The sequence below is a fragment of the Thalassotalea sediminis genome (assembly GCF_030295915.1).
GTDB lineage: Bacteria > Pseudomonadota > Gammaproteobacteria > Enterobacterales > Alteromonadaceae > Thalassotalea_C > Thalassotalea_C sediminis.
On record NZ_AP027361.1, the window covers coordinates 1,461,313 to 1,484,499 of the forward strand.

General features: G+C 39.0%; 19 protein-coding genes. 12 read left to right on the forward strand and 7 right to left on the reverse strand.

The window, feature by feature from the left end:
• Window positions 1-36: 36 nt before the first annotated feature.
• Window positions 37-939 carry a DMT family transporter gene (locus tag QUE09_RS06610; protein ID WP_286235411.1) on the reverse strand — a complete coding sequence of 301 codons (903 nt, stop codon included), beginning with the start codon at window positions 937-939 and terminating at the stop codon, window positions 37-39.
• Window positions 940-1,022: 83 nt separating this feature from the next.
• Entirely contained in the window at window positions 1,023-2,780 is a 1,758-nt protein-coding gene (locus tag QUE09_RS06615) for a methyl-accepting chemotaxis protein (RefSeq protein WP_286235412.1), read from the reverse strand.
• Between the two features lie 319 nt (window positions 2,781-3,099).
• On the opposite strand from QUE09_RS06615, the gene QUE09_RS06620 reads away from it, so the two are divergent.
• The 4 genes from QUE09_RS06620 to QUE09_RS06635 all read left to right on the forward strand — a co-directional run bounded on the left by QUE09_RS06620 (window position 3,100) and on the right by QUE09_RS06635 (window position 5,809).
• Window positions 3,100-3,480, forward strand: coding sequence for a PadR family transcriptional regulator (locus QUE09_RS06620; RefSeq protein WP_286235413.1), 381 nt, complete (start codon window positions 3,100-3,102; stop codon window positions 3,478-3,480).
• 1 nt (window position 3,481) lies between these two features.
• Window positions 3,482-4,039 carry an HAAS signaling domain-containing protein gene (locus QUE09_RS06625; protein ID WP_286235414.1) on the forward strand — a complete coding sequence of 186 codons (558 nt, stop codon included), beginning with the start codon at window positions 3,482-3,484 and terminating at the stop codon, window positions 4,037-4,039.
• A gap of 134 nt (window positions 4,040-4,173) precedes the next feature.
• Window positions 4,174-5,346: a metallophosphoesterase gene (locus QUE09_RS06630; protein ID WP_286235415.1), complete on the forward strand. Its 1,173-nt coding sequence runs from the start codon at window positions 4,174-4,176 to the stop codon at window positions 5,344-5,346.
• Window positions 5,347-5,503: 157 nt separating this feature from the next.
• On the forward strand, window positions 5,504-5,809 hold the full coding sequence (locus QUE09_RS06635; protein ID WP_286235416.1) for a hypothetical protein: 306 nt from the start codon (window positions 5,504-5,506) through the stop codon (window positions 5,807-5,809).
• Here QUE09_RS06635 and QUE09_RS06640 read toward each other — a convergent pair whose 3' ends face one another.
• Together QUE09_RS06640 and QUE09_RS06645 are read right to left on the reverse strand one after the other, a co-directional pair.
• The gene (locus tag QUE09_RS06640) at window positions 5,810-6,568 is read right to left on the reverse strand and encodes a DUF3307 domain-containing protein (RefSeq protein ID WP_286235417.1); all 759 of its coding nucleotides are present in this window, start codon (window positions 6,566-6,568) and stop codon (window positions 5,810-5,812) included.
• 2 nt (window positions 6,569-6,570) lie between these two features.
• The gene (locus tag QUE09_RS06645) at window positions 6,571-7,206 is read right to left on the reverse strand and encodes a hypothetical protein (RefSeq protein ID WP_286235418.1); all 636 of its coding nucleotides are present in this window, start codon (window positions 7,204-7,206) and stop codon (window positions 6,571-6,573) included.
• Between the two features lie 195 nt (window positions 7,207-7,401).
• Here QUE09_RS06645 and QUE09_RS06650 point away from each other — a divergent pair, with 195 nt between their 5' ends.
• The 5 genes from QUE09_RS06650 to QUE09_RS06670 all read left to right on the forward strand — a co-directional run bounded on the left by QUE09_RS06650 (window position 7,402) and on the right by QUE09_RS06670 (window position 14,664).
• Window positions 7,402-7,803: a hypothetical protein gene (locus QUE09_RS06650; RefSeq protein ID WP_286235419.1), complete on the forward strand. Its 402-nt coding sequence runs from the start codon at window positions 7,402-7,404 to the stop codon at window positions 7,801-7,803.
• Between the two features lie 101 nt (window positions 7,804-7,904).
• Window positions 7,905-8,381 carry a DUF411 domain-containing protein gene (locus tag QUE09_RS06655; protein WP_434017286.1) on the forward strand — a complete coding sequence of 159 codons (477 nt, stop codon included), beginning with the start codon at window positions 7,905-7,907 and terminating at the stop codon, window positions 8,379-8,381.
• Entirely contained in the window at window positions 8,381-9,787 is a 1,407-nt protein-coding gene (locus QUE09_RS06660) for a TolC family protein (RefSeq protein WP_286235420.1), read from the forward strand. Before QUE09_RS06655 ends, QUE09_RS06660 begins: the two co-directional genes overlap by 1 nt.
• 8 nt (window positions 9,788-9,795) lie before the next feature.
• Window positions 9,796-11,508, forward strand: coding sequence for an efflux RND transporter periplasmic adaptor subunit (locus QUE09_RS06665; protein ID WP_434017528.1), 1,713 nt, complete (start codon window positions 9,796-9,798; stop codon window positions 11,506-11,508).
• 15 nt (window positions 11,509-11,523) lie between these two features.
• Window positions 11,524-14,664 (forward strand): efflux RND transporter permease subunit, encoded by a 3,141-nt coding sequence (locus tag QUE09_RS06670; RefSeq protein WP_286235422.1) that lies wholly within the window; start codon window positions 11,524-11,526, stop codon window positions 14,662-14,664.
• Between the two features lie 55 nt (window positions 14,665-14,719).
• Here the strand turns inward: QUE09_RS06670 and QUE09_RS06675 are convergent, their stop codons facing one another.
• A complete protein-coding gene (locus tag QUE09_RS06675) occupies window positions 14,720-15,817 on the reverse strand; it encodes an ABC transporter substrate-binding protein (RefSeq protein WP_286235423.1) in 1,098 nt (365 codons plus the stop codon).
• A 197-nt stretch (window positions 15,818-16,014) separates the two neighbouring features.
• Here QUE09_RS06675 and QUE09_RS06680 point away from each other — a divergent pair, with 197 nt between their 5' ends.
• The 3 genes from QUE09_RS06680 to QUE09_RS06690 are packed head-to-tail and all read left to right on the forward strand — an operon-like array spanning window position 16,015 to window position 21,000.
• Window positions 16,015-17,184 (forward strand): efflux RND transporter periplasmic adaptor subunit, encoded by a 1,170-nt coding sequence (locus tag QUE09_RS06680; protein WP_286235424.1) that lies wholly within the window; start codon window positions 16,015-16,017, stop codon window positions 17,182-17,184.
• Window positions 17,185-17,196: 12 nt separating this feature from the next.
• Window positions 17,197-20,322 (forward strand): efflux RND transporter permease subunit, encoded by a 3,126-nt coding sequence (locus QUE09_RS06685; RefSeq protein WP_286235899.1) that lies wholly within the window; start codon window positions 17,197-17,199, stop codon window positions 20,320-20,322.
• Between the two features lie 60 nt (window positions 20,323-20,382).
• Window positions 20,383-21,000, forward strand: coding sequence for a TetR/AcrR family transcriptional regulator (locus tag QUE09_RS06690; RefSeq protein ID WP_286235425.1), 618 nt, complete (start codon window positions 20,383-20,385; stop codon window positions 20,998-21,000).
• Between the two features lie 32 nt (window positions 21,001-21,032).
• Here the strand turns inward: QUE09_RS06690 and QUE09_RS06695 are convergent, their stop codons facing one another.
• Together QUE09_RS06695 and QUE09_RS06700 are read right to left on the reverse strand one after the other, a co-directional pair.
• Window positions 21,033-22,193, reverse strand: coding sequence for an RNA polymerase sigma factor (locus tag QUE09_RS06695; protein ID WP_286235426.1), 1,161 nt, complete (start codon window positions 22,191-22,193; stop codon window positions 21,033-21,035).
• A complete protein-coding gene (locus tag QUE09_RS06700; protein WP_286235427.1) occupies window positions 22,190-23,062 on the reverse strand; it encodes an alpha/beta fold hydrolase in 873 nt (290 codons plus the stop codon). Before QUE09_RS06700 ends, QUE09_RS06695 begins: the two co-directional genes overlap by 4 nt.
• Window positions 23,063-23,187: the final 125 nt, after the last annotated feature.

Below are 23,187 nucleotides of genomic sequence, written 5' to 3' on the forward strand. Positions count from 1 at the left end.
TTTATTGGTTATTGCACCATTGTAATATTGCTTTATTTAACGGCGTTTACCATAGGTAACTAAGGCAATACCACCTAGAATTAATATGGCGGCAATAACCAGTTTAATCGTGATTGGATCGTTTACGAAAAGCGCGCCTCCAATTGCTGCAACAATCGGCACAAATAGTTGCACTACGCCTGCCTGAATACCAGTGAAATAAGGTAATACTTTGTACCATAAGGCATAACCGATGCCTGATGTTACAGCACCAGACATCACCGCTAATATTATCCCTGTACTAGAATAGTAAATGAGATCGTTTACCCAAAAGAATGAGGCAATAATAAAAGGAATTGTGCAAATAAAGTTGCTTGTTGTATTCAGTAGCGGAGCGTTTCCGTTTAAGCCTGAGTGAGTATAAATACCCCAAGCTATGCCAGATAGAGCCATAATTGCGAGGCCAATTAATGATGGTTGTCCTATTTCTGAACCCATTAAATAGACGAAACCAGTAAAAGCAATTAATAAACCAATCCACTCTAATGTGGATATGCCACGGCCAGTAACAAAAGAAAATATCACTAGTGTCAGCTGCACTGCACCAAATAAGACAACTGCACCAACGCCAGTATCTACGGTTATATAGGCATATGATAAGGCTATTGCGTAGACGTACAGCGTCAGCCCTGCTAACCAATTTGAGAGAGTAAAGTTTAGGCTTGGTGTTATACTGCGCTTGCTAAACAACACCATGAGAAAAAGGGCGATAATGCCAGAAACAAGACGAATATTGGTATAGCTTGTTGGGTCGATATAGTGCTCTTTAATCGCGAGTCGACAAAGTACTGAGTTTCCTGCAAAGGCTACCAAGGTTAACAGTGTTGTAAGTAACAAGGGAAGTGGCGAAAGGAGAGAGTCATGCGTTCGCTCATGTTTTATTTTTTGTTTTTCACTCATACACCAAGCGCCAAGGTAATTAACCAGAAAACATTATCATACCTGACTTTTAATGGATTGCGAGGTTTAGTATTAGCGAGTTTTTAGTCACTTCTTAACTTTTTAATTTCATCGGCAAGCTCATTCACTAATTGTTGATTTTTGTCGACCACTTGATTAATTTCATCAGCACTTGTACTCGCTTTTTGTGCCAAATTTCTTACTTCGTCAGCAACAACAGAAAATCCTCTGCCAGCATCACCTGCGCGTGCAGCCTCAATGGCAGCATTCAGTGCTAATAAGTTTGTCTGTTCTGCAATGGCATTAATGGTTTCTACCATTTTAGAGATACTGATACCTGATTCAATTAAGCCATTTGTCACGCTTTCACTTTTCGTAACGACTTGACGGCGGTTACTAATATCGTTGGCAAACATGACATATTTTCGAATATCACCGTAAACATCTTTGATGACGGCAAATGTCGCATCTAAACCAATCATGTGTTTGCTATTTTCAAAGGTTAAATCGAATTCTTTTTGCAGAGGTTTCTCATCGATAAGTGATTCAAGCTCATCAGCGGTTAAAAATTGCTCGATATTTGCGAAGCAAGATTGCTCTTCTGCCTCGCTAATATCAAAATTTTTTGCGAGTAAATGATTACTATTAAGCAGTTTTTTATCTCGATGCCATTCGACAAACAATAACGATTGGCCAATGACATTAAATCTGGTTTCATATTCTAATGCGGCCGTTTTCACTTTATCAATATTGGCAAGTATTGCAATATAGCCTGTATGTTGATTGCTTTCATCTTTAATGGGGTTACTGGTTACTGAAACCCAACTCGCGTTATCTTGTTTATCATGCACTTGAATTTCATCATAGAATGCATTTGGCGCTTCTAGTTCAGCGGTAATACGCGCTAAGGTTGTTTTATCGGTATAAGTGCCGGTAATGAGTTCTTTTACGGTGCGGCCTAAAGATTCTTGTTGAGAATATCCTAGCATCTGCGTGAACCCGTCGTTTGCGTATTTTATGCGCCGCTCTTTGTCTGTGATTAACACGGCGTTACTGGTTTGATTTGCAACGACAGATAGCATTGCAAATTCTTTTCGTTGCGCGACTTCTTCAGTAATATCTGAGGCAAACTTAATCACTTTAATAACATTGCCAGAAGGATCAAGAATAGGGTTGTAAGTTGCGTGAATCCATACTGTCTGCTTGTTTTTTGTTATTCGCTTGTATTCAGCCGTTTGGCTTTCACCATTGCGTAATGAGTCCCAAAAAGCATTATATTGTGATGAGTTTACTTCTTCAGGCATTACAAAAATACTGTGGTGTTTACCTTGTATTTCAGCGAGTTGATAACCCATTAATGTTAAAAAATTTTCATTTGCGGTAATAATGTCGCCTGATAAAGTAAATTCAATGACAGCTTGTGCTTTGTTAATGGCATTAATTTGCGATTGATTACTCGCGTTATTTAGTACTTGCTCAGTGATATTTGAAGCAAATTTTATAATACGTTGTACGTTATTGTTATGTACGATTGGCGTATAAGAGGCTTGAATCCATACTTCCCTACCGGATTTTGTGATGCGTTTAAACTGGTTTGTTTGTGATTTTCCTTCGCGTAATTGCTGCCAAAATAACTGATACTCTGTGCTTGTTGCTGTTTCTTGATCAACAAATATTGCATGAGGTTTACCAACAACCTCATTTTTTTTATATTCCATTAGTGTGAGAAAGTTGTTATTTGCGGTTAATATAATTCCTTGTAAGTCAAATTCGATAACAGCTTGTGTTTTATTAATTGCCGTAACGATATCGTCATTATGGTTTTTTAAAAATCCTAGCACGTAATATATCCAACTTGTTAATTTAGCCCCATACACCTGAGTATAATAAACATTTTCTAATCCGCTATATCTTCATCTTTGTTGGCAAATTACAGGGAGTAACCATGCGTCATTGCTCACGCTTTGAACAAAAAGCGTTTGGTTCGAACAAAACTCAATCTCGAAAGCCCAACAGAACCTAAGTTAACTTACTGTAATTATTATTATTTATTTGAAATGTAACTTATGTGTTTTTATTTTTTTATATTGTTACCTTGTACTACATAGTATACGTGTTATATTTATACAATGTAGTGCAAGGTATGGTGTTATACATAATATGAAGAAAGAACTTGAGAATATTAATGAAAAATGGGATGTGCAGCTCCGCAAAGGCACGTTAGAGCTAGTGATCCTGGCTGCACTGAAGGCCCGACAGCTTTATGGTTTAGAGTTGCTAAAATTGTTGCATGGCTATGAAACCATGCAAATTTCAGAAGGTACTTTATATCCATTATTGGATCGGTTAAAGCGTGATGGGATTTTAGATGCCACATGGCATCAAGAGGGAGATACACGCCCAAGAAAATACTACCACTTAACCACGCAAGGTGAACAAAAATTAACAGCGTTAGCAAGCCGCTGGCGTCAATCTGTAAAAGATATTGAGTCTTTAATCATGTTGTCAGCAGATGCCAAGAATTTGAAGGAAGGAGAATAATATGTCTCAACGTACACTAATTAATCAGTACTTAACCTCTTTGTCTCTCTATTTATCGCGTCTAGATAAAAGCGAAGCCGATGAAGTTATTCGAGAAATAGAAAGTCATATACATGATGCGTTGGAGTTGCAGCTAGCGAATGGACAAACGCAAAACGTACAGGAAATTTTAGACGGCTTTGGCGACCCAAGACAACTTGCGAATCAATACGTCGAACATATAGTCAACGGTACACCGCCACCTAAAGGGTTTAATGCAATTCAAAAAGTTAAACGTGGGGTAACTAAAAGTCTATTCTTTTCAATGGCAATATTTGGCTATGGAATTGCTGCTTTTTTAATTGTCATTGGGCTTTGTAAATTGCTAATGCCTGACGCTGTTGGTGTTTGGTCTGCGTCCCAAGGTAACAGCATAATCATTACGCTTTCAGAGCACAGTTATCCACAAGCGCAAGAATTGTTTGGTTATTGGCTTATTCCGGTGGCCATTCTTGCCGGTGGTTTTATCGCGCGAGTTACGACAAGTGTCTTAGTTGTGCTTAAACGCGCTAGTTCATAGAAAACATTTCTTTATTTAAATAACGAAATACGGTGTCACAAGGCAAAAGTTTTGTGATGCGGCTTCGTCATGCCTAAATTTAGCGTTTTGGGCGATTGACAGACGAAGTTACTCAAACACAAGGAGCATTATTGATGTTCAATTTATTAAAAACGAACTTAAAACATTTTTCTATTACTTTTCTTATTCTGTTTACTGTCCTCGTAGCTTTTGGTCTCTACCATGGGGCTGAAGCGCATTTTAATGAAAGCAGGCTTGCTTATACGCTTGATAAAGAAGGTCCTCATGTTTTTTTTGAACAAGACAAGTTACAAGTAAATTACGTAAGAGGTAGTAAGGCTGAAGGCGGTTTTTATGCTGATGTTGCTTTTTACCCATTATCCGATGAAGTAAAAGCGTCGGCGTATTTTCCATTAGAGCAACAGAACATTCCTCTGTTACTAAACGCGACTATTCAAACACCAGAAGTACATTATCAGGATGACCAACCAATACTAGCAATCTCTGATATAGAAGGTGGATACAAAGCATTTCGTGATTTTTTGATCACACATAACGTCATTGATGAAACCTTAGCTTGGCAATTTGGCAAAGGGCATTTAGTTTTAGTTGGCGATTTTGTAGATCGAGGTAAATCGGTTACACAGGTACTTTGGCTCATCTATAAATTAGAGCAGGAGGCAAAAAAACAAGGTGGCGCGGTGCATTATATTATCGGTAACCATGAGATTAAAAATATGCAGGCAAATTTTTATAGTGCTTCAGAGAAGTACTTGTACATCGCTTCTGTGATTGACAGAACACAGTCAGAGCTTTACGGAGAAAACGCGCTTATTGGCCGATGGTTAGCAAGTAAGAATACGATTGAACGTATTAATGGCTACTTATTTGTTCATGGCGGAATTCACCCTAAAGTAGCTGAATTTGATTATAGCCTTGAAGAGATTAATAACATCATTAGATCACATTATAGAAAGCCATTTATTACGCGATTAGGGGCAAGCGAAGATGACTTTTTGATATCGTCTAAAACTGGGCCAGCCTGGTATCGTGGTTACTTTAAAGATGATTTAACACAGCAAGAGGTCGAGCAAGGGCTTGCTAAGTTTGATGCTAAAGCGGTTATCGTTGGCCACACGTTACAATGGCGAGTAAAGACCTTTTTTGAAGGTAAGGTGGTAGCGATTGATGTTAAACATCCAAGTGACTATGAAACACATTTACCACCACGCAGTTCAGAAGGGCTGTTAATTAAAAATAACTTGTTCTATCGCCTATTATCAAATGGCAGTGAACACCCATTGTAAATGCGCGCTCTATGATCGAATATGGTACACGCTCTGCGCTTAAAACACTCAGAGCAACTTAGGGTCTGTTGATCTTTTGAGATTAAATTTTACTAAACGCGAAAGTTCAACAGGCCATAATGTAATTGTTTTTAAATTCAAATAATTGAGGTGTAAATTGACCAATAGCCTTCAACATCAACATCGTTGGGTAAAATTATTTCTCTGTGCGGCAGTATTTGTGGCGTTACAGGGTATTAAACCCATGGTACTTATGACCATTTATAGAACGGTATATCAGTTTAACCCGACGTTATATAGTGATTGGGCGCTCTATAAATTGGTGTGGTCTGCTATTAGTGCGGGATCTATGAACGCACAGATTACAATCGGTATTTTGCTAGGTGAATTGCTAATGCTCATTACCCCCTATGGATTGTATCGCTTTTTATTCCCCGCTATTAGTAGGTCTGCTCGTGATTAATTAATCAAACCACCGGTAAATTTCTACGGCATTCCAACCCAAGAAAAACGCAATGGCATAGCTAAATAATGTACCTAATAACATGTATTCCGTTAATTTCATATCTTGGCTTTTGGTGAGATCGCCAAATCGAAAAATGGTTTTTGTCGCCACAAGGAAGCCAATACCTGCAAACTGTCCAATGAAAATAAAAGAAATAGCTAAGCAACGCTCAATATAGCCTATCCAAGCACCTGCTGAAATTAACCCTAATTGTTGCTCTTTTTTTTCAGCATTGTTAGTGGTGGAAAGTTTATCAGTGTGTTGCTTTAGCGCTAATGAAATGATAATTGAAGCAGGCTTACACGCGAGTAGGTAAGTTATGAGTATCACCATATTTTGAGGAGTTAATAGTGACTTTATGTACAAGGTAACTGTAGATATCGAAATATCTAAAAGGTAAATCGTTACCATAATAAGTATCGAAATGTGTAAACATTGATCTACTAAAAAATAGGTCAAGTTACTAGGGCGATAAGATTTCCATAAATCAATCAATACATGAGAGCAAGTGATGAGTAGCACTAATAATATTGCCGGTATTACAGCGATTGATATTAGGCTAAATGCTACTGTATTCAGCGCAAGGTGCACCAAGAAGTGCTTTTTCAAACCTGTAGAATGAAAGTGTTGGCGGTTTCGACAGTTTACCCAAGCATTTGGTTGAAGATAAAAGTCGCCAAGAAAGTGAGCGGTTAATAATATTAACAATATGTCCATTATTAATCATCCATGCTGTCGGTTAAGTAACTTTGAATAAGCATTATGTAGTCTCGCACTAAATGAGCACCAATGTTAGCTAATCGGTTACTTATGTTTTGACGCGTTGTTCCTGTTTGCTCAGCAAGCTTTTTATGTTCAGCGAAATCACTTTGAATATACTGATAGAGTAATGCGGCTTGCGTGTTTGTTAAGCGATTAAGTACGTGATTTAAAAACTGCGTAAGTAACTGGATATTATCATGTTGGTTCTTATCAGCAAAACTTACGGTTAAATCTCCTTTATTGGTTTTATCTAACTGTCGACCTGAATTAACAAATACAGGCCCAGATGAGGTATTTGGTTTTTCAGCGTAAATATCGTAATGACCATATGCGAGTGATAATGTGCATTGTACAGGCACCTTGGTGTCTTCACTAATTAAGGCAAGTTTAATTAATAAGCTGCTTTTTATGGCATCAAATGGGTTTGGGTATTGTATTTGAAATTCGTCTCCACGGTATATTTCTCCGCAGGCTTGGTATTGTGCTTCTGTTTGTTTTAATAAAGCCTGAAGTGACTGAATAACATTTTTATATTGTTGTTGCGGCATCTTCGTCGAATTAACGATATCGCCAGTTAATACTGCTATCATCATCACCTCCTACTTAATGTAGCAACCTTATTTGATTGCCTTTATAAAAGCAACTTTATATGATTGCCTTTGCGTTTGCAAATTAATAAGATTGCCATGAGGTGCGTTTAACCATATTTATTGGCATATGAGAGACAAGTTTCTTTACATGCGCTTATTGATAGGCTAATTTAGCGGCGTTATTGTTCGAGGTGTTCAATGTTACATTCATTGTCTAAAAGCTTAGTGATTGTTACGCTACTGTTTGTCTTTTTAGGGCAAACAATGGTAAGTACATCTATGGCTTGTGAAATGTCTATGAATACTGATATGCAGAACCTTCACCATACCAATGTTGTTAACCAGAAACACGACATGCATGGCTCAATGTCTCTTGCCATGCAAGATCATGCCGAGCATCATGCAAAAATGCCAAAAGATGCAGATTGTTGTAAAATTGATTGTCATTGCCCAATGAGTGCGTGCAGTTCATTACTCTTTATTGGCGCAAATCAATTTACGTCACCGCGTATCAGTGTCGGTGAACCTATGGTTAGTGCAACTTTAACCCTCCCAGTCTCGATAATTGCAGCGTTATATCGACCACCTATTTTTGCTTAATACAGGATTAGTGCGCCTAAATTTTACGCATTACTGATAACGTTCTTAACCCTTTATCGCGCACCTGCGCGAATGAAAATCCAGTAAGACTGGGGCAAAATATGTATAAAATGAAATTAATCGCCATTTTATGGCTTCTTCCTGTGCTTGCGATGGCAACCAATCATCCAAAGCATTCTTCTGTCGCTTTAACCGTATTTAAAACGCCAACTTGTAGTTGTTGTAGTAAATGGGTTGACCACCTTAAACATGAAAAGATTAACACTACAACGAAAGACGTTTTAGAAATAAGTACATTAAAAACGACGTTTGGCATCGCTCCGCAGTATCGTTCGTGTCATACCGCTGTAAGCGTTGATGGGTATGTATTTGAAGGGCATATACCGGCAAAATATATTCGTAAATTTCTAACAGAACAACCGCTTAATGCAATTGGGTTATCTGTGCCAGCCATGCCAGTAGGGAGTCCAGGCATGGAAGTTAAACAGCGTTTTATGCCTTACAATATCAGGTTGTTACACAAGGATGGAACAAGTACGGTTTATCAACATATTGGTCGTTATCAGGAGCAATTCTAATGATAAAGGTTAACTATCATCAACAAATTTACCTTATATTTATTTATATCGTGTTATTGATGTTTGTTCCTGCAACACATGCGAAAGAAGAACTAACACTGTCGGACGCGATTAAAATTGCACAGGAAAATGATCCTTGGTTACATGGTAGCCACTTAAAGCAATCAGCATTACTCAATAAAAGTATAGCTGCTGGGAGTCTACCCAATCTAAAGTTAACACTCGCGGTAATGAACTTACCCACTGATAGCTGGCATATTAATCAAGAGGGTATGACACAATTAAAAATGGGTGTGTCGCAAATGTTGCCTCGAGGTGACACACTTGAAATAAAGCAGTCGCAATTAGCTATTTCGGCGAGTAAACAACCTTTGCTCCGCGCCGATAGAAAAGCCCAACTCAAGCGAGAAGTCACTGCAACGTGGTTAGATGCGTACCTTGCGCAGCAAACAATCTTGTTAATTGAAGAAAACCAAGCATTATTTGAACAAATGTTAGCTGTTGCTGAAGCTCGTTATTCAAGTGGTGCGGCAAAAACCAGACAGCACGATGTGATTAATGCTCAACTAGAGTTAGTACAATTAACTGAACGATTATTACAAGAGGAGCAAAAGCTTGACGTCGCACGGGCTAATTTAAATGAATGGCTACAAGGGTATGATAAACAGAGCATAAGCCTAAGCAGGATAAAGCGTGATAAAACGTCAGGCTATCGTGTTTCATCACAGTTACCATCGATTACATTAGCACATGGAATAACACTTAAAAAAGGTGGAAAAAACACCGAAAAGATAGCAAAACTACTGCTTAATCATCCAAAGTTGCAGGTTTTTGATGTGACATTAAAAGTCGCTTCAAAATCGATTGAATTAGCAAAGCAACAATATAAACCACAATGGGGACTCAATGCTAGTTACGGCTATCGTGGCGATATGCCTTCAGGGCAACGTAGAGCTGACCTATTCTCCGTTGGTGTTACTGTCGATCTACCGATATTTACTGAAAATAAACAAGATAAAGAAGTCGCGATAACTATTTCACAAGCAGAATGGGTTAAAACCGAAAAATTACTCGCTTTGAAAGCAATGCATAGTGAAGTTGATAAAGATTTAAAGCAATTGATGCATTTATATCAACGCAAGCAATTGTTTACGAAAAAGATATTAAAGCAAGCGCAAGCACAAGCTGAAGCAGCATTGACGGCCTATACAAATGGTGATGGTGATTTTTCTGAAGTCGTGAGGGCGCGTGTAACCGAATTAAATGCACATACCTCTTCGCTAAAAATAGATGTTGATGCATTAAAAACGGTGACCAGTATTAATTATTATCTAGATTACTCAGGAACGACTTCTCACCCGTTTTCAGAAAGCCAAAACAACACAGTGCCAGTGGGAGAACAATAATGTTAAAAATGAATACAGTAATACCACTAATGTTTGGTGCAATCTTAGGTGCTGCTTCGATTTATTTCTATTTATCAGTCGGCAGTGAAAATGTGAGCAGCGTAAACATTCAAGAAGGCAAAAAGCCGTTATATTGGGTAGCGCCAATGGATGCAAACTACCGTCGTGATAAACCTGGAAAGTCCCCCATGGGAATGGATTTGATACCCGTTTATGCAAAAGATAAAGCGCACACAAATGACGCTAAAAGTGTTGTAGAAATTGCGCCTCATGTTGTCAATAACTTAGGTGTACGAACGGCTCCAGTTACCTTTAAGCAAGTAAGTAAAGAAATCACTACTGTTGGCTATGTTCAGTACGATGAAGATATGCTTATACACATACACCCTCGTATAGCAGGCTGGATTGAGAAACTTTATGTTAAGGCCGCTGGTAATCCGGTTAAAGAAGGGCAAGCTTTATATTCATTGTATTCACCTCAATTAGTGAATGCCCAAGAGGAACTCTTGATTGCAGTAAAACGCAAAAACAAAACACTCATTGATGCGGCTAAAGCAAGGTTAACCGCGTTACAAATATCTGATTCATTCATCGATAACCTAGTGCAAACCGGAGAAATTAAGCAAACGGTTACTTTTTATTCTCCGCAATCAGGAGTTATTGATGGTTTGAAAATAAGAGAGGGTTTTTATGTTGATCCCGGCAATACGCTGATGAGCATTGGTCAAATAACACACGTTTGGGTGGAAACAGAAGTCTTTGAACGTGATGCTGCCAGTGTTAAACAAGGGCAAAGTGTAACAATGACTTTGGATTATTTACCGGGTAAAAAGTGGCAAGGTATTGTTGATTATGTCTACCCAACGTTAAATGCAAGTACGCGCACGCTAAGCGTTCGACTCAAGTTTGCTAATCCTAACGGATTACTTAAACCTAATATGTTTGCACAAGTGAGCATTAAACAAGAAGCGACTGAACGCGCTATCTGGATCCCAAAGGAAGCTGTAATTCGTACCGGTAAAAATAATCGCGTTGTTAAAGCGCTAGGAGATGGCAAGTTTACTTCTGCCATTGTTGTTATTGGTCAAGTATATCAACAAGAAGTTGAAATACTTGAAGGCTTAACGACAGATGATGTTGTTGTTACATCAGCGCAGTTTTTAATTGATTCTGAATCGAATAAATACATTGATGTTAATCGAATGACACAGCCGCAACCACCAGTAACGACTTGGATAAAGGGTGAAGTGAATCAAGTAATGCCAGCGCATAAGATGATTAATATTAGTCATGAATCCGTACCTGATTGGAATTGGCCAGAAATGACTATGGATTTTATGATCGATAGTAATGTCGACATGGCAGTGTTAAAGAGAGGGCAAATGTTGCATTTTGAGGTCATGAAAGATGCTGAACAATTTGTTGTGACACAGATTCATATTGTTTCAGAACCGCAAGTATCACAAGCGACAGTTAATGGCATTATTAATAATATTGATCATGAAGAACGGCGATTGAATATTAGTCGAGATGCGATTGAAAAGTGGGGAAGAGAAGCAGCAAAGATGGATTTTATTGCGGCAAAAAATGTTGACTTGTCAGCGTTTAAGGCCGGTGAAGAAGTTATATTTACCTTTGAAGTACGCGACGAATTTATCGTGACAAATATTGTCTCTCAACACAGACAAAATGCTTTACACAAAAAGCATGCTGACCATTAATTTGAGGCGAAATAGATGATAGAAGCAATTATTAAGTGGTCAGTCAATAATCGTATATATGTGTTAATAATGGCAGCATTGTTAACGTTTGCAGGTATTTATTCAATAAAGAATACGCCTGTAGATGCGATTCCTGATTTATCCGATGTACAAGTAATTATAAAAACTAATTACCCAGGACAAGCACCACAAGTGGTACAAGATCAAGTCACGTTTCCACTTACAACGGCAATGTTATCGGTGCCAGGAGCAAAAACAGTGCGTGGGTATTCCTTCTTTGGGGATTCATACGTTTATATCATTTTTGATGATGACACTGACTTATATTGGGCCAGAAGTCGCGTTTTAGAATATTTGAGCCAAGTAACACCAAACTTACCTGCGAGTGCAAAAACACAGTTGGGTCCAGATGCAACGGGTGTTGGTTGGGTTTATATTTATGCATTAGCGGATAAAAGCGGGCAACATGACATTAGTCAACTTCGCAGTTTGCAAGATTGGTTTTTAAAATATGAACTACAAACTGTCGCCGGTGTTTCTGAAGTTGCAGCGGTAGGAGGTATGGTCAAACAATATCAGGTGCAAGTATCGCCGGATAAACTTAGAGCATACAATATTCCGCTTAGTCATGTACAAAGTGCCATTATTCGTGGCAATCAAGAAACTGGCGCTTCTGTAGTAGAAATGGCTGAAGCTGAATATATGGTGACTGCAACAGGCTATATTCAATCAATTGGTGACATTGAGAAAATTCCACTAGGGTTATCGGAGAATGGTACATCACTTACCGTTGGCGATATTGCTAATATTACGCTCGGGCCACAAATGCGCAGAGGTATTGCAGAGCTGAATGGCGAAGGTGAAGTTGTTGGCGGTGTTGTTGTTATGCGTTATGGAGAAAATGCGCAAAAAACCATTGAAGGTGTAAAAGAGAAGCTCACGTCATTATCCTCGTCTTTACCTGATGGGGTAGAAATAATTCCAGTTTATGATCGTTCAACACTCATAACACAAGCAGTTGATAATTTATGGCAAAAGCTCGTTGAAGAGCTTATTGTTGTTGCTGTGATTTGTTTAGTGTTCTTGTTTCATATTCGCTCTTCAATTGTTGCTGTAATTACCTTACCTTTGGGAATTCTTATAGCGTTTATTGTTATGCGCTTCCAAGGGATTAATGCAAATATTATGTCATTGGGAGGTATAGCAATCGCTATTGGTGCAATGACAGATGGTGCCATTGTGATGATTGAAAATATGCACAAGCATATGGAAAAAACACCGTTGACAGATAAAAATCGTTGGCAAATTGTCGTAAAATCGGCAAGTGAGGTAGGGCCAGCATTGTTCTTTAGCTTATTGATTATTACAGTCTCATTTTTGCCTGTATTTATATTAGAAGCTCAAGAAGGGCGTATGTTTGCACCACTTGCTTATACTAAAACGTATGCAATGGCAGCTGCCGCTGGCTTGGCAATAACCCTAATACCTGTATTAATGGGTTACTTCATTCGAGGTAAAGTGACGGCTGAACATAAGAATCCATTAAATAGGCTGTTAATCGCATTTTACATGCCACTGCTGCGTGTAGCGATGAACTTTCCTAAAGTGACGTTAGTCATCGCGGTGTTAATTACCGCGATTGGCTTTTATCCAATCAATAAGATAGGTAATGAATTTATGCCGCCTTTGGATGAAGGCGATTTAATGTATATGCCAACAACCTATCCAAGTATTTCTATTGGTAAGGCGAGAGAAATACTCCAGCAAACAGATAAGCTGATCCGCACAATCCCAGAAGTTGAAAATGTTTTTGGTAAAGTAGGTAGAGCGGAAACAGCGACTGATCCTGCACCATTGACGATGATAGAAACGTTCATTCAATTGAAACCTAAAGCACAATGGCGTGAAGGCCTTACTACAGATGCTCTGAAAGCTGAGCTGGATCAGCTGGTTAAATTTCCTGGTTTAACGAATGCTTGGGTAATGCCGATTAAAACACGCATTGATATGTTGGCAACAGGTATAAAAACGCCTGTCGGCATTAAGGTTGCTGGGGCAGATCTCGATATTATTCAAAGCATTGGTGAACAAATTGAACAACTATTACCTCGCGTTGACGGCACGGCTTCTGTCTATGCAGAACGTGTTGCTGGTGGTCGTTACATCAAGGTAGATATATCACGAGAGCGCGCAAGTAGATTCGGTTTAAATATCGCTGATATTCAACAGGTTGTTAATACTGCTGTTGGTGGCATGAATATTACACAAACGATTGAAGGGCAAGAACGGTACCCTGTTAACCTTCGATATCCTCAAGATTATCGAGATTCGCCAGAGCAATTATCGCGACTACCTATTGTTACGGCAGATGGACAACGTATTACCTTAGGTGATGTAGCAACCGTTTTAATTGAGGGCGGTCCAGCGGGCATAAAAAGTGAAAATGCGAGAATTAATGGTTGGGTCTTTGTTGATATTGAGGATGTTGATATAGGTAGTTATGTTAATAAAGCTCGTGAACTGTTAGCGAACGAACTTACATTACCGACTGGCTATTCTATCAGTTGGGCGGGACAATATGAATATATGGAACGCGCTCAGAAAAAACTGAGCTATGTACTACCGCTAACACTTGGCGTTATTACTTTACTGCTTTTTATGAATTTTAAAGCGATTACAGAAGTATTGATCATTATTTTAACGTTACCAATGGCGATGATAGGTGGGCTTTGGTTAATGTTTATTGAAGGTTTTCACTTTTCAGTTGCTGTAGGAGTTGGCTTTATTGCCTTAGCCGGTGTAGCGGTCGAAATTGGTGTGATCATGCTTGTTTACCTTAATCAAGCTTTGGATAAGATTAAACAAGAGGCATTGATGCAAAAGCAAGCGATAAGTATGGACAGTTATCGGCAAGCACTTATTGAAGGTGCTGGCTTAAGAGTACGACCTGTGACGATGACCGTTGCAACTATCATTATTGGTTTGTTACCTATTTTATACGGCTCAGGCACTGGCTCTGAGGTTATGAGTCGTATTGCAGCACCTATGGTTGGTGGTATGACAAGTGCACTACTTTTGACGCTTTTCTTACTGCCTGTTGTTTATTTTCTTGCTAAACAAAGGGACATAAAAGCGTTTAATTACGGCATTAAATAACATATGGTCGACGTACAATGGCCATGGTCTGATGTACGTCGACGATTTAAAAGTACTACTGATGAGTGCTGAATACTTTATGTAAGTTTTCGATTGAGAAAGGCAGGTAACTTTGTTCTGCGGTTAAACTAAAACGTGAAAAGTCGTAATATTCAATTAAGCCTTGATTAGCACGTTGAATATATGCTTGATAAAACGGACTATCGCTGGGTGTAAAAATATCAATAACTTGATGACGTTTATATAAAGACAGTTTTCCATAATGTATGTCTTTCAACATACTTAGCGCTTTTACACCTAACGTTACATGACCACCATAAGAAATATCAACAGGGTAATGTGGATCTTCGAGATCCCAATTAATTCCACCAATGATGACAGGGTAGTCCAAGTTTGCTTCTTCAACCGCTTGCTTTGCACCAAAAGCCATTGGATCATTCGCGGCCCAGATTAAATCAATATGATTACGTTTAAGTAACCCTTTAACTTTTTGATATGCTTGATTTTTTGACCAATTTGCAACACTGCTATCTATAAAGTTGAGTGAACCATATTTTGGTATCGAATCAAGTAAGCCTTTTTTTCGTGCGATTGATGCAGGCGTTATGTAATCGCCTTGCAACGCGAGTAAAGAAAGCGATTTTTGTTGTTTTTGCAAACGTTGTTGATGCTTCTCTATTAGCTTGCTTAATAACCGTTGTCCTACTTGATAATTATTAGGTACTACACTGCCGTATATAAGTTTTCGTTGCTTAGGAGATAATGCTAACTGCTCTTGGGTACTCACATTATTCAGGAGCATAAAAACAGGGATATTGTGCGAGGTGATTTTTTTAATTAAATTTATCGCAACATCCTTTTCGTTGACTAACATTATGTAATCGGGAGGATCATTAATAATGGTGTCGATCAATGTTTTCATCAAAATATGATTACGAGAAGCGTATAGGGTCGTCAGTTCGATATTTAAATCGTGTGCTGCTGCTTGCATAAATTGAGAAACATGCAACCAGAAGTTACCCGTTGGGTTATTGTTAGGATGCCCAGGATTGATAAAAACAACGTTAAAATCACGGGTAGTTCCTTTACTGAAAACGTTATTAGATAGCAAACTTAACAAACACACTAACACCAATGTTGCTCTTTTCGACATCAAAGGACTAACTATAAACGCTGAATGATAATTTTAGTTTAGCGTATTTCATACCGTGTGAGAATTAGCGATTTTTCATTAATCTAAGGATGAGCTTGCTTCCACAATATTAACCACTAATAAAAGATCATTTAGCTGTTTAAATGTACAAACTTTTAAGTTAGAATGATCGTTCACTCTAAGCTAAAGGTACAACAATGCAGCGTTCTAGAATTTTCCCTCTTGGTATATCTGTCATGGCAATGGCAGTGCTATTTATTTCCGGTTGCGAACAACCAGAGCAAGCTCGAGCAAAAGCGCATGCTATGCAAGCGACACCCGTTGGTGTTGTCACATTAAAAAGCCAATCTATTACCCTAACAAAAGAATTGCCAGGTCGAGTGTCTGCTTCACAAATTGCAGAAATACGCCCGCAAGTTGATGGTATTATTCAGCATCGATTATTCGTTGAAGGTGCTGAAGTCAAAAAAGGTCAAGCACTTTATCAAATTGACCCTGCAATTTTTGAAGCGCAAGTATCAACAAGTAAGGCTGCAATTAAAAAAGCTGAAGCAAATATTGCCAACACAAAGGCAAAACTAGAGCGATATAAAAATTTGTTAGCTACGAAAGCGGTGAGTCAACAAGATTATGATGAAGCCGTTGCCTCATTTAAAGGCGCTAAAGCCGATTTACTGACATCAAAAGCGCAGTTGCAAACAGCTGAAATTAACTTGAATTACAGTAAAGTTAAATCTCCTATCAATGGTCAAATTGGTAAATCTGAAGTAACAGCTGGTGCATTAGTCAATGCAAATCAAACAACCGCGTTATCAACCGTAACTCAGCTTGATCCTATTTATGTTGACCTAACGCAATCAAGCAGCGAGTTAACACGTTTAAAACAAGCGATATCATCAGGGCATTTATCACGAGATTCAAAACAGCATTCGGTTGTGAAATTGATGCTCGAAGATGGCACTACGTACAAGCATACTGGCACGTTAAAGTTTTCAGAAGTTACTGTTAACCCAAGTACGGGGTCCGTTTCTTTACGTGCAGAGTTTCCAAACCCGGAAAAACTTTTACTACCTGGTATGTATGTTCGAGCAAAGATAATTGAAGGTGTTAAAGATGGGGCTATTTTAGCGCCACAGCGTGGTATAAGCCGTAATACTAAAGGTGAGCCTACTGCCTTAGTTGTAAGTAAAGAAAATACGGTAGAACCTCGGGTGTTAACGGTTGATCGTACTATAGGTTCGCAGTGGTTAGTCACTGATGGCTTGGTCGATGGCGATCAGTTAATTGTTGAAGGTTTGCAAAAAATACGCACAGGGGCACCTGTGAAAGCCGAGCCAGCTGACTCTTCGTTAAACACAGCGAAGTAACGGAGTGTAATGATGTCTCGATTTTTTATTGATAGGCCCATTTTTGCATGGGTTTTAGCGATAGTGGTGATGCTAGCAGGTATATTAGCGATCAAAAGTTTACCTGTTGCACAGTACCCATCAATTGCACCACCAGCAATTAGCATTCAAGCAAGTTACCCAGGTGCATCAGCTCGTACGCTAGAAGATACGGTAACACAAGTTATAGAGCAAAAGATGAAGGGCCTTGATGGCTTATTGTATATGTCTTCAACCTCTGAATCTAACGGTGCTGCTACTTTAACTCTTACTTTTGATGCTGATACCGACCCTGATATTGCACAGGTGCAAGTTCAAAACAAGCTATCATTAGCGACACCGCTTTTACCTGAAGAGGTGCAACGCCAAGGGGTTTCAGTAGCAAAGTCAGCTAGAAACTTTTTGATGGTTGTAGGTTTTGTCTCTGAAGATGGCAGCATGAATAATATTGATATTGGTGATTATGTGTCGTCAAATATTCAAGATATTATTTCCCGCGTTAATGGCGTTGGTGAGGTTCAGCTATTCGGCTCACAATATGCAATGAGAATATGGTTAAAGCCTGCCATGTTGCATAAATATCAGTTAACACCCAGTGATATTAGCGCCGCTATACAAGCTCAAAATGCACAAGTTTCAGCTGGACAGTTAGGTGCTTTACCTGCGGTGTCAGGTCAACAGCTAAACGCAACGGTTACCGCACAAAGTCGATTACAAACCCCAGAACAGTTTCGAAATATTTTTGTAAAAACTAATCCTGATGGTTCCGTGGTTAAACTTGCTGATGTCGCTACTGTCGAATTAGGCGGAGAAAACTATGGCGTTGTCGCACGTTATAACGGTAAGCCTGCAACAGGATTAGGGATTAAATTAGCGAGTGGTGCAAATGCCCTTGATACAGCAGAAGGTGTAAAAACAGCGTTAGCTGAACTCGAAGACTTTTTTCCAGATGGCCTAATATCTGTTGTGCCATACGATACAACACCGTTTGTGTCATTATCGATTGAAAAAGTAGTCAGCACACTCATTGAAGCTGTTGTGTTAGTTTTTCTAGTGATGTATCTATTTTTACAAAATTTCCGTGCAACCTTGATCCCTACAATTGCAGTACCTGTTGTTTTATTAGGTACGTTTGCCATTCTTCAGTTGTTTGGTTTTTCAATCAATACCTTGACCATGTTTGCAATGGTTTTAGCGATAGGTTTACTTGTTGATGATGCGATCGTCGTTGTTGAAAACGTTGAACGAGTCATGACTGAAGAAAAGTTATCACCGCTTGAAGCGACGCGTAAATCAATGGATGAAATTAAAGGAGCACTTGTTGGTATTGCGATGGTACTTTCAGCCGTCTTTATTCCTATGGCGTTTTTTGCTGGCTCGACAGGGGTAATTTATCGACAATTTTCTATAACGCTTGTTACCGCAATGAGCTTATCAGTGTTAGTGGCGCTTATATTAACTCCTGCTTTATGCGCAACAATGTTAAAGCCAAGCCATGTGCATAATGATCACTCTTTAATAGGGCGATTCTTCAATGGCTTTAACCGTGGTTTTGATAGAACAAATGGCGGAGCTCAAGGCTTTGTTAGTCGAATGATTAAGCAGAGTAAACGCTATTTATTGTGTTACGGTTTAATTGTTGGCGGTATGATTTATATCTTTTCTCAATTACCATCGGCATTTTTACCGAATGAAGATCAAGGGATTCTGTTTAACCAAGTGAGCTTACCAGCAGGATCGACTACCGAGCAAACGTTAGAAGTTGTTAAGAAAATGGAGCGTCATTTTTTAGAAGATCAATCAGATGCTGTGCGCTCAATTTTTAGTGTTGCAGGCTTTAGTTTTGCTGGTTCTGGACAAAATGCTGCTATTGGTTTTGTTGGACTTAAACATTGGGATGAGCGTCAAAGCCCCGCACTTTCTGTTGGTGCAGTAGCAGGTAAAGCCATGGGGTACTTTTCGACAATTAAAGAGGCGTTTGTTTTTGCTTTTCCACCACCAGCGGTCATTGAATTAGGTACCGCAAATGGCTTTACATTTTACTTGCAAGATCGTGTCGGCTTAGGGCATGAAAAGTTACTCAATGCACGTAATATGTTCCTCGGAATGGCGGCTCAAAGCCCAGTATTAGCAGGAGTTCGTCCTAATGGTTTGGAAGATAAACCTGAACTACAATTGGATATAGACCTTGCAAAAGCGGAAGCACTTGGTATTAAACAAGCTGATATTAACAGTACGTTAGCCACTGCGTGGGGTGGACGCTATGTTAATGACTTTATTGATCGTGGCCGTGTTAAGAAAGTTTATGTTCAAGGTGTGCCAGAGTCACGTATGGTGCCTGAAGACATTGAACAATGGTATGTACGCAATAGTGGTGGAGAAATGGTACCTTTTACAAGCTTTGCAAACGCCTATTGGACATATGGCTCTCCTCGACTCGAGCGATATAACGGTTTATCGGCAATGGAAATCCAAGGTTCCGCTGCGCCAGGGTTCAGCACTGGTCAAGCAATGGCAGAGGTTGAAAAGTTAGTTAATCAGTTACCTCCTGGTATTGCTTATGAATGGACGGGGATCTCTTACGAGGAACGTTTAAGTGGTGGTCAAGCCCCATTATTGTATGCTTTGTCATTACTAGTGGTATTCCTTTGCTTAGCAGCATTATATGAAAGTTGGTCTGTACCTGCTGCTGTTATGCTAATTGTGCCATTAGGGGTCTTTGGTGCTGCGGTAGCAGCCTTGACGGCAAACTTATCAAATGACATATACCTTCAAGTAGGGTTATTAACAACAATAGGGTTAGCATCAAAAAACGCAATTTTAATTGTTGAATTTGCCATTCATAAAATGGATGAGGGTATGCCACTTGTTGATGCTGCAATAAATGCTGTTCGTTTGCGTTTGCGCCCAATAATAATGACCTCAATGGCATTTGTGTGCGGTGTATTGCCTTTGGCTATTGCATCAAGTGCTGGCTCTGGTGCTCAGAATGCGTTGGGTATTTCTGTAATTGGTGGTACTTTAGCGTCATCAATACTCGTGGTTATTTTTGTTCCGATGTTTTTTGTCCTTGTTCGAAGGGTATTCCCAGGGAAACAAAAACTGTCGATTCAGAAATAGTGTATTTATTCGCAAGGCTATTTTTAATTGAAATAGCCTTGCGTTTATCGTGGAGTTTCTATGAATCCAAAAAATAAAAGGCACACAGATCCAGCATTAGCAGAAACAAGAAGGAATCAAGTGCTATGCGCAGCAGCGGAATGCTTTAAACGTAAAGGCTATCATGGCGCAGGAATGGCGGAAATTTCAAAAACAGCAGGGATGAGCGCTGGCCATATATATAATTACTTTAAAAGTAAGGATGATATTATTGAATCTATTATTCAGCGTGATATGGAAGAAACTATCTCGTTGTTTCAAGAGTTTGAAGAACAGCCTGGAGACCTTGTTACTATACTTGTAGATGGGCTTGATGCAGGTGTTGAACGTCACACGGATACGGAATGTAAAGCTCTTAGCTTAGAAATGCTATCCGAAGCTGCTCGTAATGAGAAAATTGCCAATTTACTGCAACAAGCTGATACCCAATCAAGAGATCGTATGCGTAATTTGTTGGTTGGAGAGCGAGGTTCACTCAAAGCGTCAACAGAGCGAGAAATCAACGCGCGTATTGAAGTGATGTTTTCAATGATAGGGGGGTTATTATTGCGTCGAATACTCAATCCTAATATCGATAAAGAAGGGTTATTAATTGCACTGCGTCCTGCAATGAAAACACTGTTGTTGCCGTTTGAGTAACAACAGCGTTTTGTTTTTACGGAGCAATAAGACTAGAAAATTTGTAAAAAACGACCACTTGAATAGAGGCCGTATAACAACCCAGAGGAACCGCCACCTACGCCAATTAATAAGCCTACTTTACTACAAATTTTCGCTCGACTCAGCTTTACTCCCGCTGCTTCATCAGTTTGAGCTAGACGTGCTAAGTTTCTAAAGCTAATTTTATTGGCGGCATTTATATGAACCACTAAACCCGAAATAAAGAGCAAATAGGTAGCAATTGGCAGTAACCAACCATTAGAGGCGACATAACTAAAGCTAAATAATAAGCTCGTAATAATGATCAATACTGTACTGCGAAACCTAATTTTTTTCAGCTGTTTCATATCGCTTGCATTATCAATATGTTTCATCATTTTATTCATTGCTAAGGCATTGGCAATTACCGCGATCAACCCGCCAATGGCCGCACCACCTAAAAAATAAACTAGTTTGCTTAACCAATGCGTGTTTTTAGCTGTGGCAGAATAAGTAAGTGTACTTGCTGCAACTGGAGCTGATGTCATGGCGGTGCTTGCAAAAAACGTTGCCAAGCCAATGGGCGATGTTGCTAATAATACTTTACCGTACTTATCCAAAATATTATCTTTTAAAAATGTGCGTGCGCGTTGCAATCTTTTTCGTACCGTTGTTTCTTGTAACCCTAAGAGACTTGCTACTTTTTTGCTATCGTTTCCTTCTCTATAATATAAAATAACAATTTCTCTGCTTTCATCAGGTAATTGATCTAATAGTTGCGCTAGGAGTTGATTCTGTTGATCTTTGATTAATTGATCATCGTGTGTATCCGTTTTTTCACATACATGATGCAACAATTGTTCTAAATTTTTTTCTTCAATGGATTGTCGCTTTACGATACGTTGATCTCTCAGATAATTGAGCGCTGTAAACCGCGTTACTTGCCGTAGCCATGGCAATAAACTTTCATTGTTATTCAATTTATCTAACTGTTGCCACATCTTTATAAATACTTGTTGACTAATATCACTACTATCGTCGATATCTTTAGTGATAGCTAAAGCAATTGCACAGACGGTATTGGTCAATCTATTTACTAATAAATTAAAGGCATTTTGATCACCTGTTTTCGCTTTGGCTACTAATAGGTTAAGGTCATCATGCGTAATGCTGTTGCTTGAAGTGTTACTCATGATTGCTCCTTGATGTAATCTTTAATCGTGTTAATAAGCCATTTAGGTTGATCCCACATTAGAAAATGACGTCCTTTGTTGTTCATCACAATTGTTGCCATTGCATTGCCACCTAATTGCGCTGCATAGAGGTTTTTTACCGCGCGCTGTTGACTCGTATCGTTAAAACCACCTGCAGCCCCAATTAATAACATAGGTGTCGTAAGTTTTGCTATATTTTCTCTTAAATCCATAGTCATAACCGTTTTTATTGCACTACTGGCAGTGATTGGATCTGAGCTTTTTGCCATATCAATGATATGTTGATATTTGTCTTTTTGAGTTGTTTGAATTGCAATGCCTTGCCGTGATATTTGAGCGAGGCGTTCAGGCGTCGCGTGACGATACAGGTGGCTAATCGATGTGGCTTGGAAAGCTATATCTTCAATAGTCGTATCATTTGTTCGAGTGAAAACGGGGCCAATAAAGGGAAGTCCATCAACTGAAATTGCGGCCTTTAGCGTTTTATGAGGTGTTAAAGCGAGTTGATAGGCCATTAAACCACCCATACTATGACCAATAAATACAGGTTGTTTGAGAGCGGGGCTATTTACATAATGGCTAAGCTCAGTGAAAACGTGTTGAAAAATATCGTCAGCGTGTTTACATGGTTTATTCTTGCCAAACCCCGCAATGGATAATTGGTGTACTTGAAAATCTTTAGCAAGCTCAGTTGCTACGTTCTGCCAAACAGATTCATCACTCAGAAATCCAGGCATAAGCAATATTGCTTGGCCTTCACCGGTAACTTTAGTCTTTAGGCAACTGCCATGTACAACATTTGTTAATAATAGCAGTAACGTGAGTGCTACGATATTTATTGCGTTCATAGTGATATCTCTCTTGTTATTTAGTTATTATCTAAGTCACGGTGAACAAACAATGTGTGACACAGTTTTTGTTTTTTATGCAAAATAACTTGTTGGCGTCTTTTTCTGAATAATTGAAAGTGCCA

What these genes read in the sequence shown, in the direction of transcription:
- QUE09_RS06625 (WP_286235414.1), top strand. Translation starts at nt 3,482, where the DNA reads ATGTCTCAACGTACACTAATTAATCAGTACTTAACCTCTTTGTCTCTC.
- QUE09_RS06660 (WP_286235420.1), top strand. Translation starts at nt 8,381, where the DNA reads ATGATAAAGGTTAACTATCATCAACAAATTTACCTTATATTTATTTAT.
- QUE09_RS06620 (WP_286235413.1), top strand. Translation starts at nt 3,100, where the DNA reads ATGAAGAAAGAACTTGAGAATATTAATGAAAAATGGGATGTGCAGCTC.
- QUE09_RS06700 (WP_286235427.1), bottom strand. Translation starts at nt 23,062, where the DNA reads ATGAACGCAATAAATATCGTAGCACTCACGTTACTGCTATTATTAACA.
- QUE09_RS06645 (WP_286235418.1), bottom strand. Translation starts at nt 7,206, where the DNA reads ATGATGATAGCAGTATTAACTGGCGATATCGTTAATTCGACGAAGATG.
- QUE09_RS06650 (WP_286235419.1), top strand. Translation starts at nt 7,402, where the DNA reads ATGTTACATTCATTGTCTAAAAGCTTAGTGATTGTTACGCTACTGTTT.
- QUE09_RS06610 (WP_286235411.1), bottom strand. Translation starts at nt 939, where the DNA reads ATGAGTGAAAAACAAAAAATAAAACATGAGCGAACGCATGACTCTCTC.
- QUE09_RS06630 (WP_286235415.1), top strand. Translation starts at nt 4,174, where the DNA reads ATGTTCAATTTATTAAAAACGAACTTAAAACATTTTTCTATTACTTTT.
- QUE09_RS06665 (WP_434017528.1), top strand. Translation starts at nt 9,796, where the DNA reads ATGAATACAGTAATACCACTAATGTTTGGTGCAATCTTAGGTGCTGCT.
- QUE09_RS06670 (WP_286235422.1), top strand. Translation starts at nt 11,524, where the DNA reads ATGATAGAAGCAATTATTAAGTGGTCAGTCAATAATCGTATATATGTG.
- QUE09_RS06690 (WP_286235425.1), top strand. Translation starts at nt 20,383, where the DNA reads ATGAATCCAAAAAATAAAAGGCACACAGATCCAGCATTAGCAGAAACA.
- QUE09_RS06695 (WP_286235426.1), bottom strand. Translation starts at nt 22,193, where the DNA reads ATGAGTAACACTTCAAGCAACAGCATTACGCATGATGACCTTAACCTA.
- QUE09_RS06685 (WP_286235899.1), top strand. Translation starts at nt 17,197, where the DNA reads ATGTCTCGATTTTTTATTGATAGGCCCATTTTTGCATGGGTTTTAGCG.
- QUE09_RS06680 (WP_286235424.1), top strand. Translation starts at nt 16,015, where the DNA reads ATGCAGCGTTCTAGAATTTTCCCTCTTGGTATATCTGTCATGGCAATG.
- QUE09_RS06675 (WP_286235423.1), bottom strand. Translation starts at nt 15,817, where the DNA reads ATGTCGAAAAGAGCAACATTGGTGTTAGTGTGTTTGTTAAGTTTGCTA.
- QUE09_RS06640 (WP_286235417.1), bottom strand. Translation starts at nt 6,568, where the DNA reads ATGGACATATTGTTAATATTATTAACCGCTCACTTTCTTGGCGACTTT.
- QUE09_RS06655 (WP_434017286.1), top strand. Translation starts at nt 7,905, where the DNA reads ATGTATAAAATGAAATTAATCGCCATTTTATGGCTTCTTCCTGTGCTT.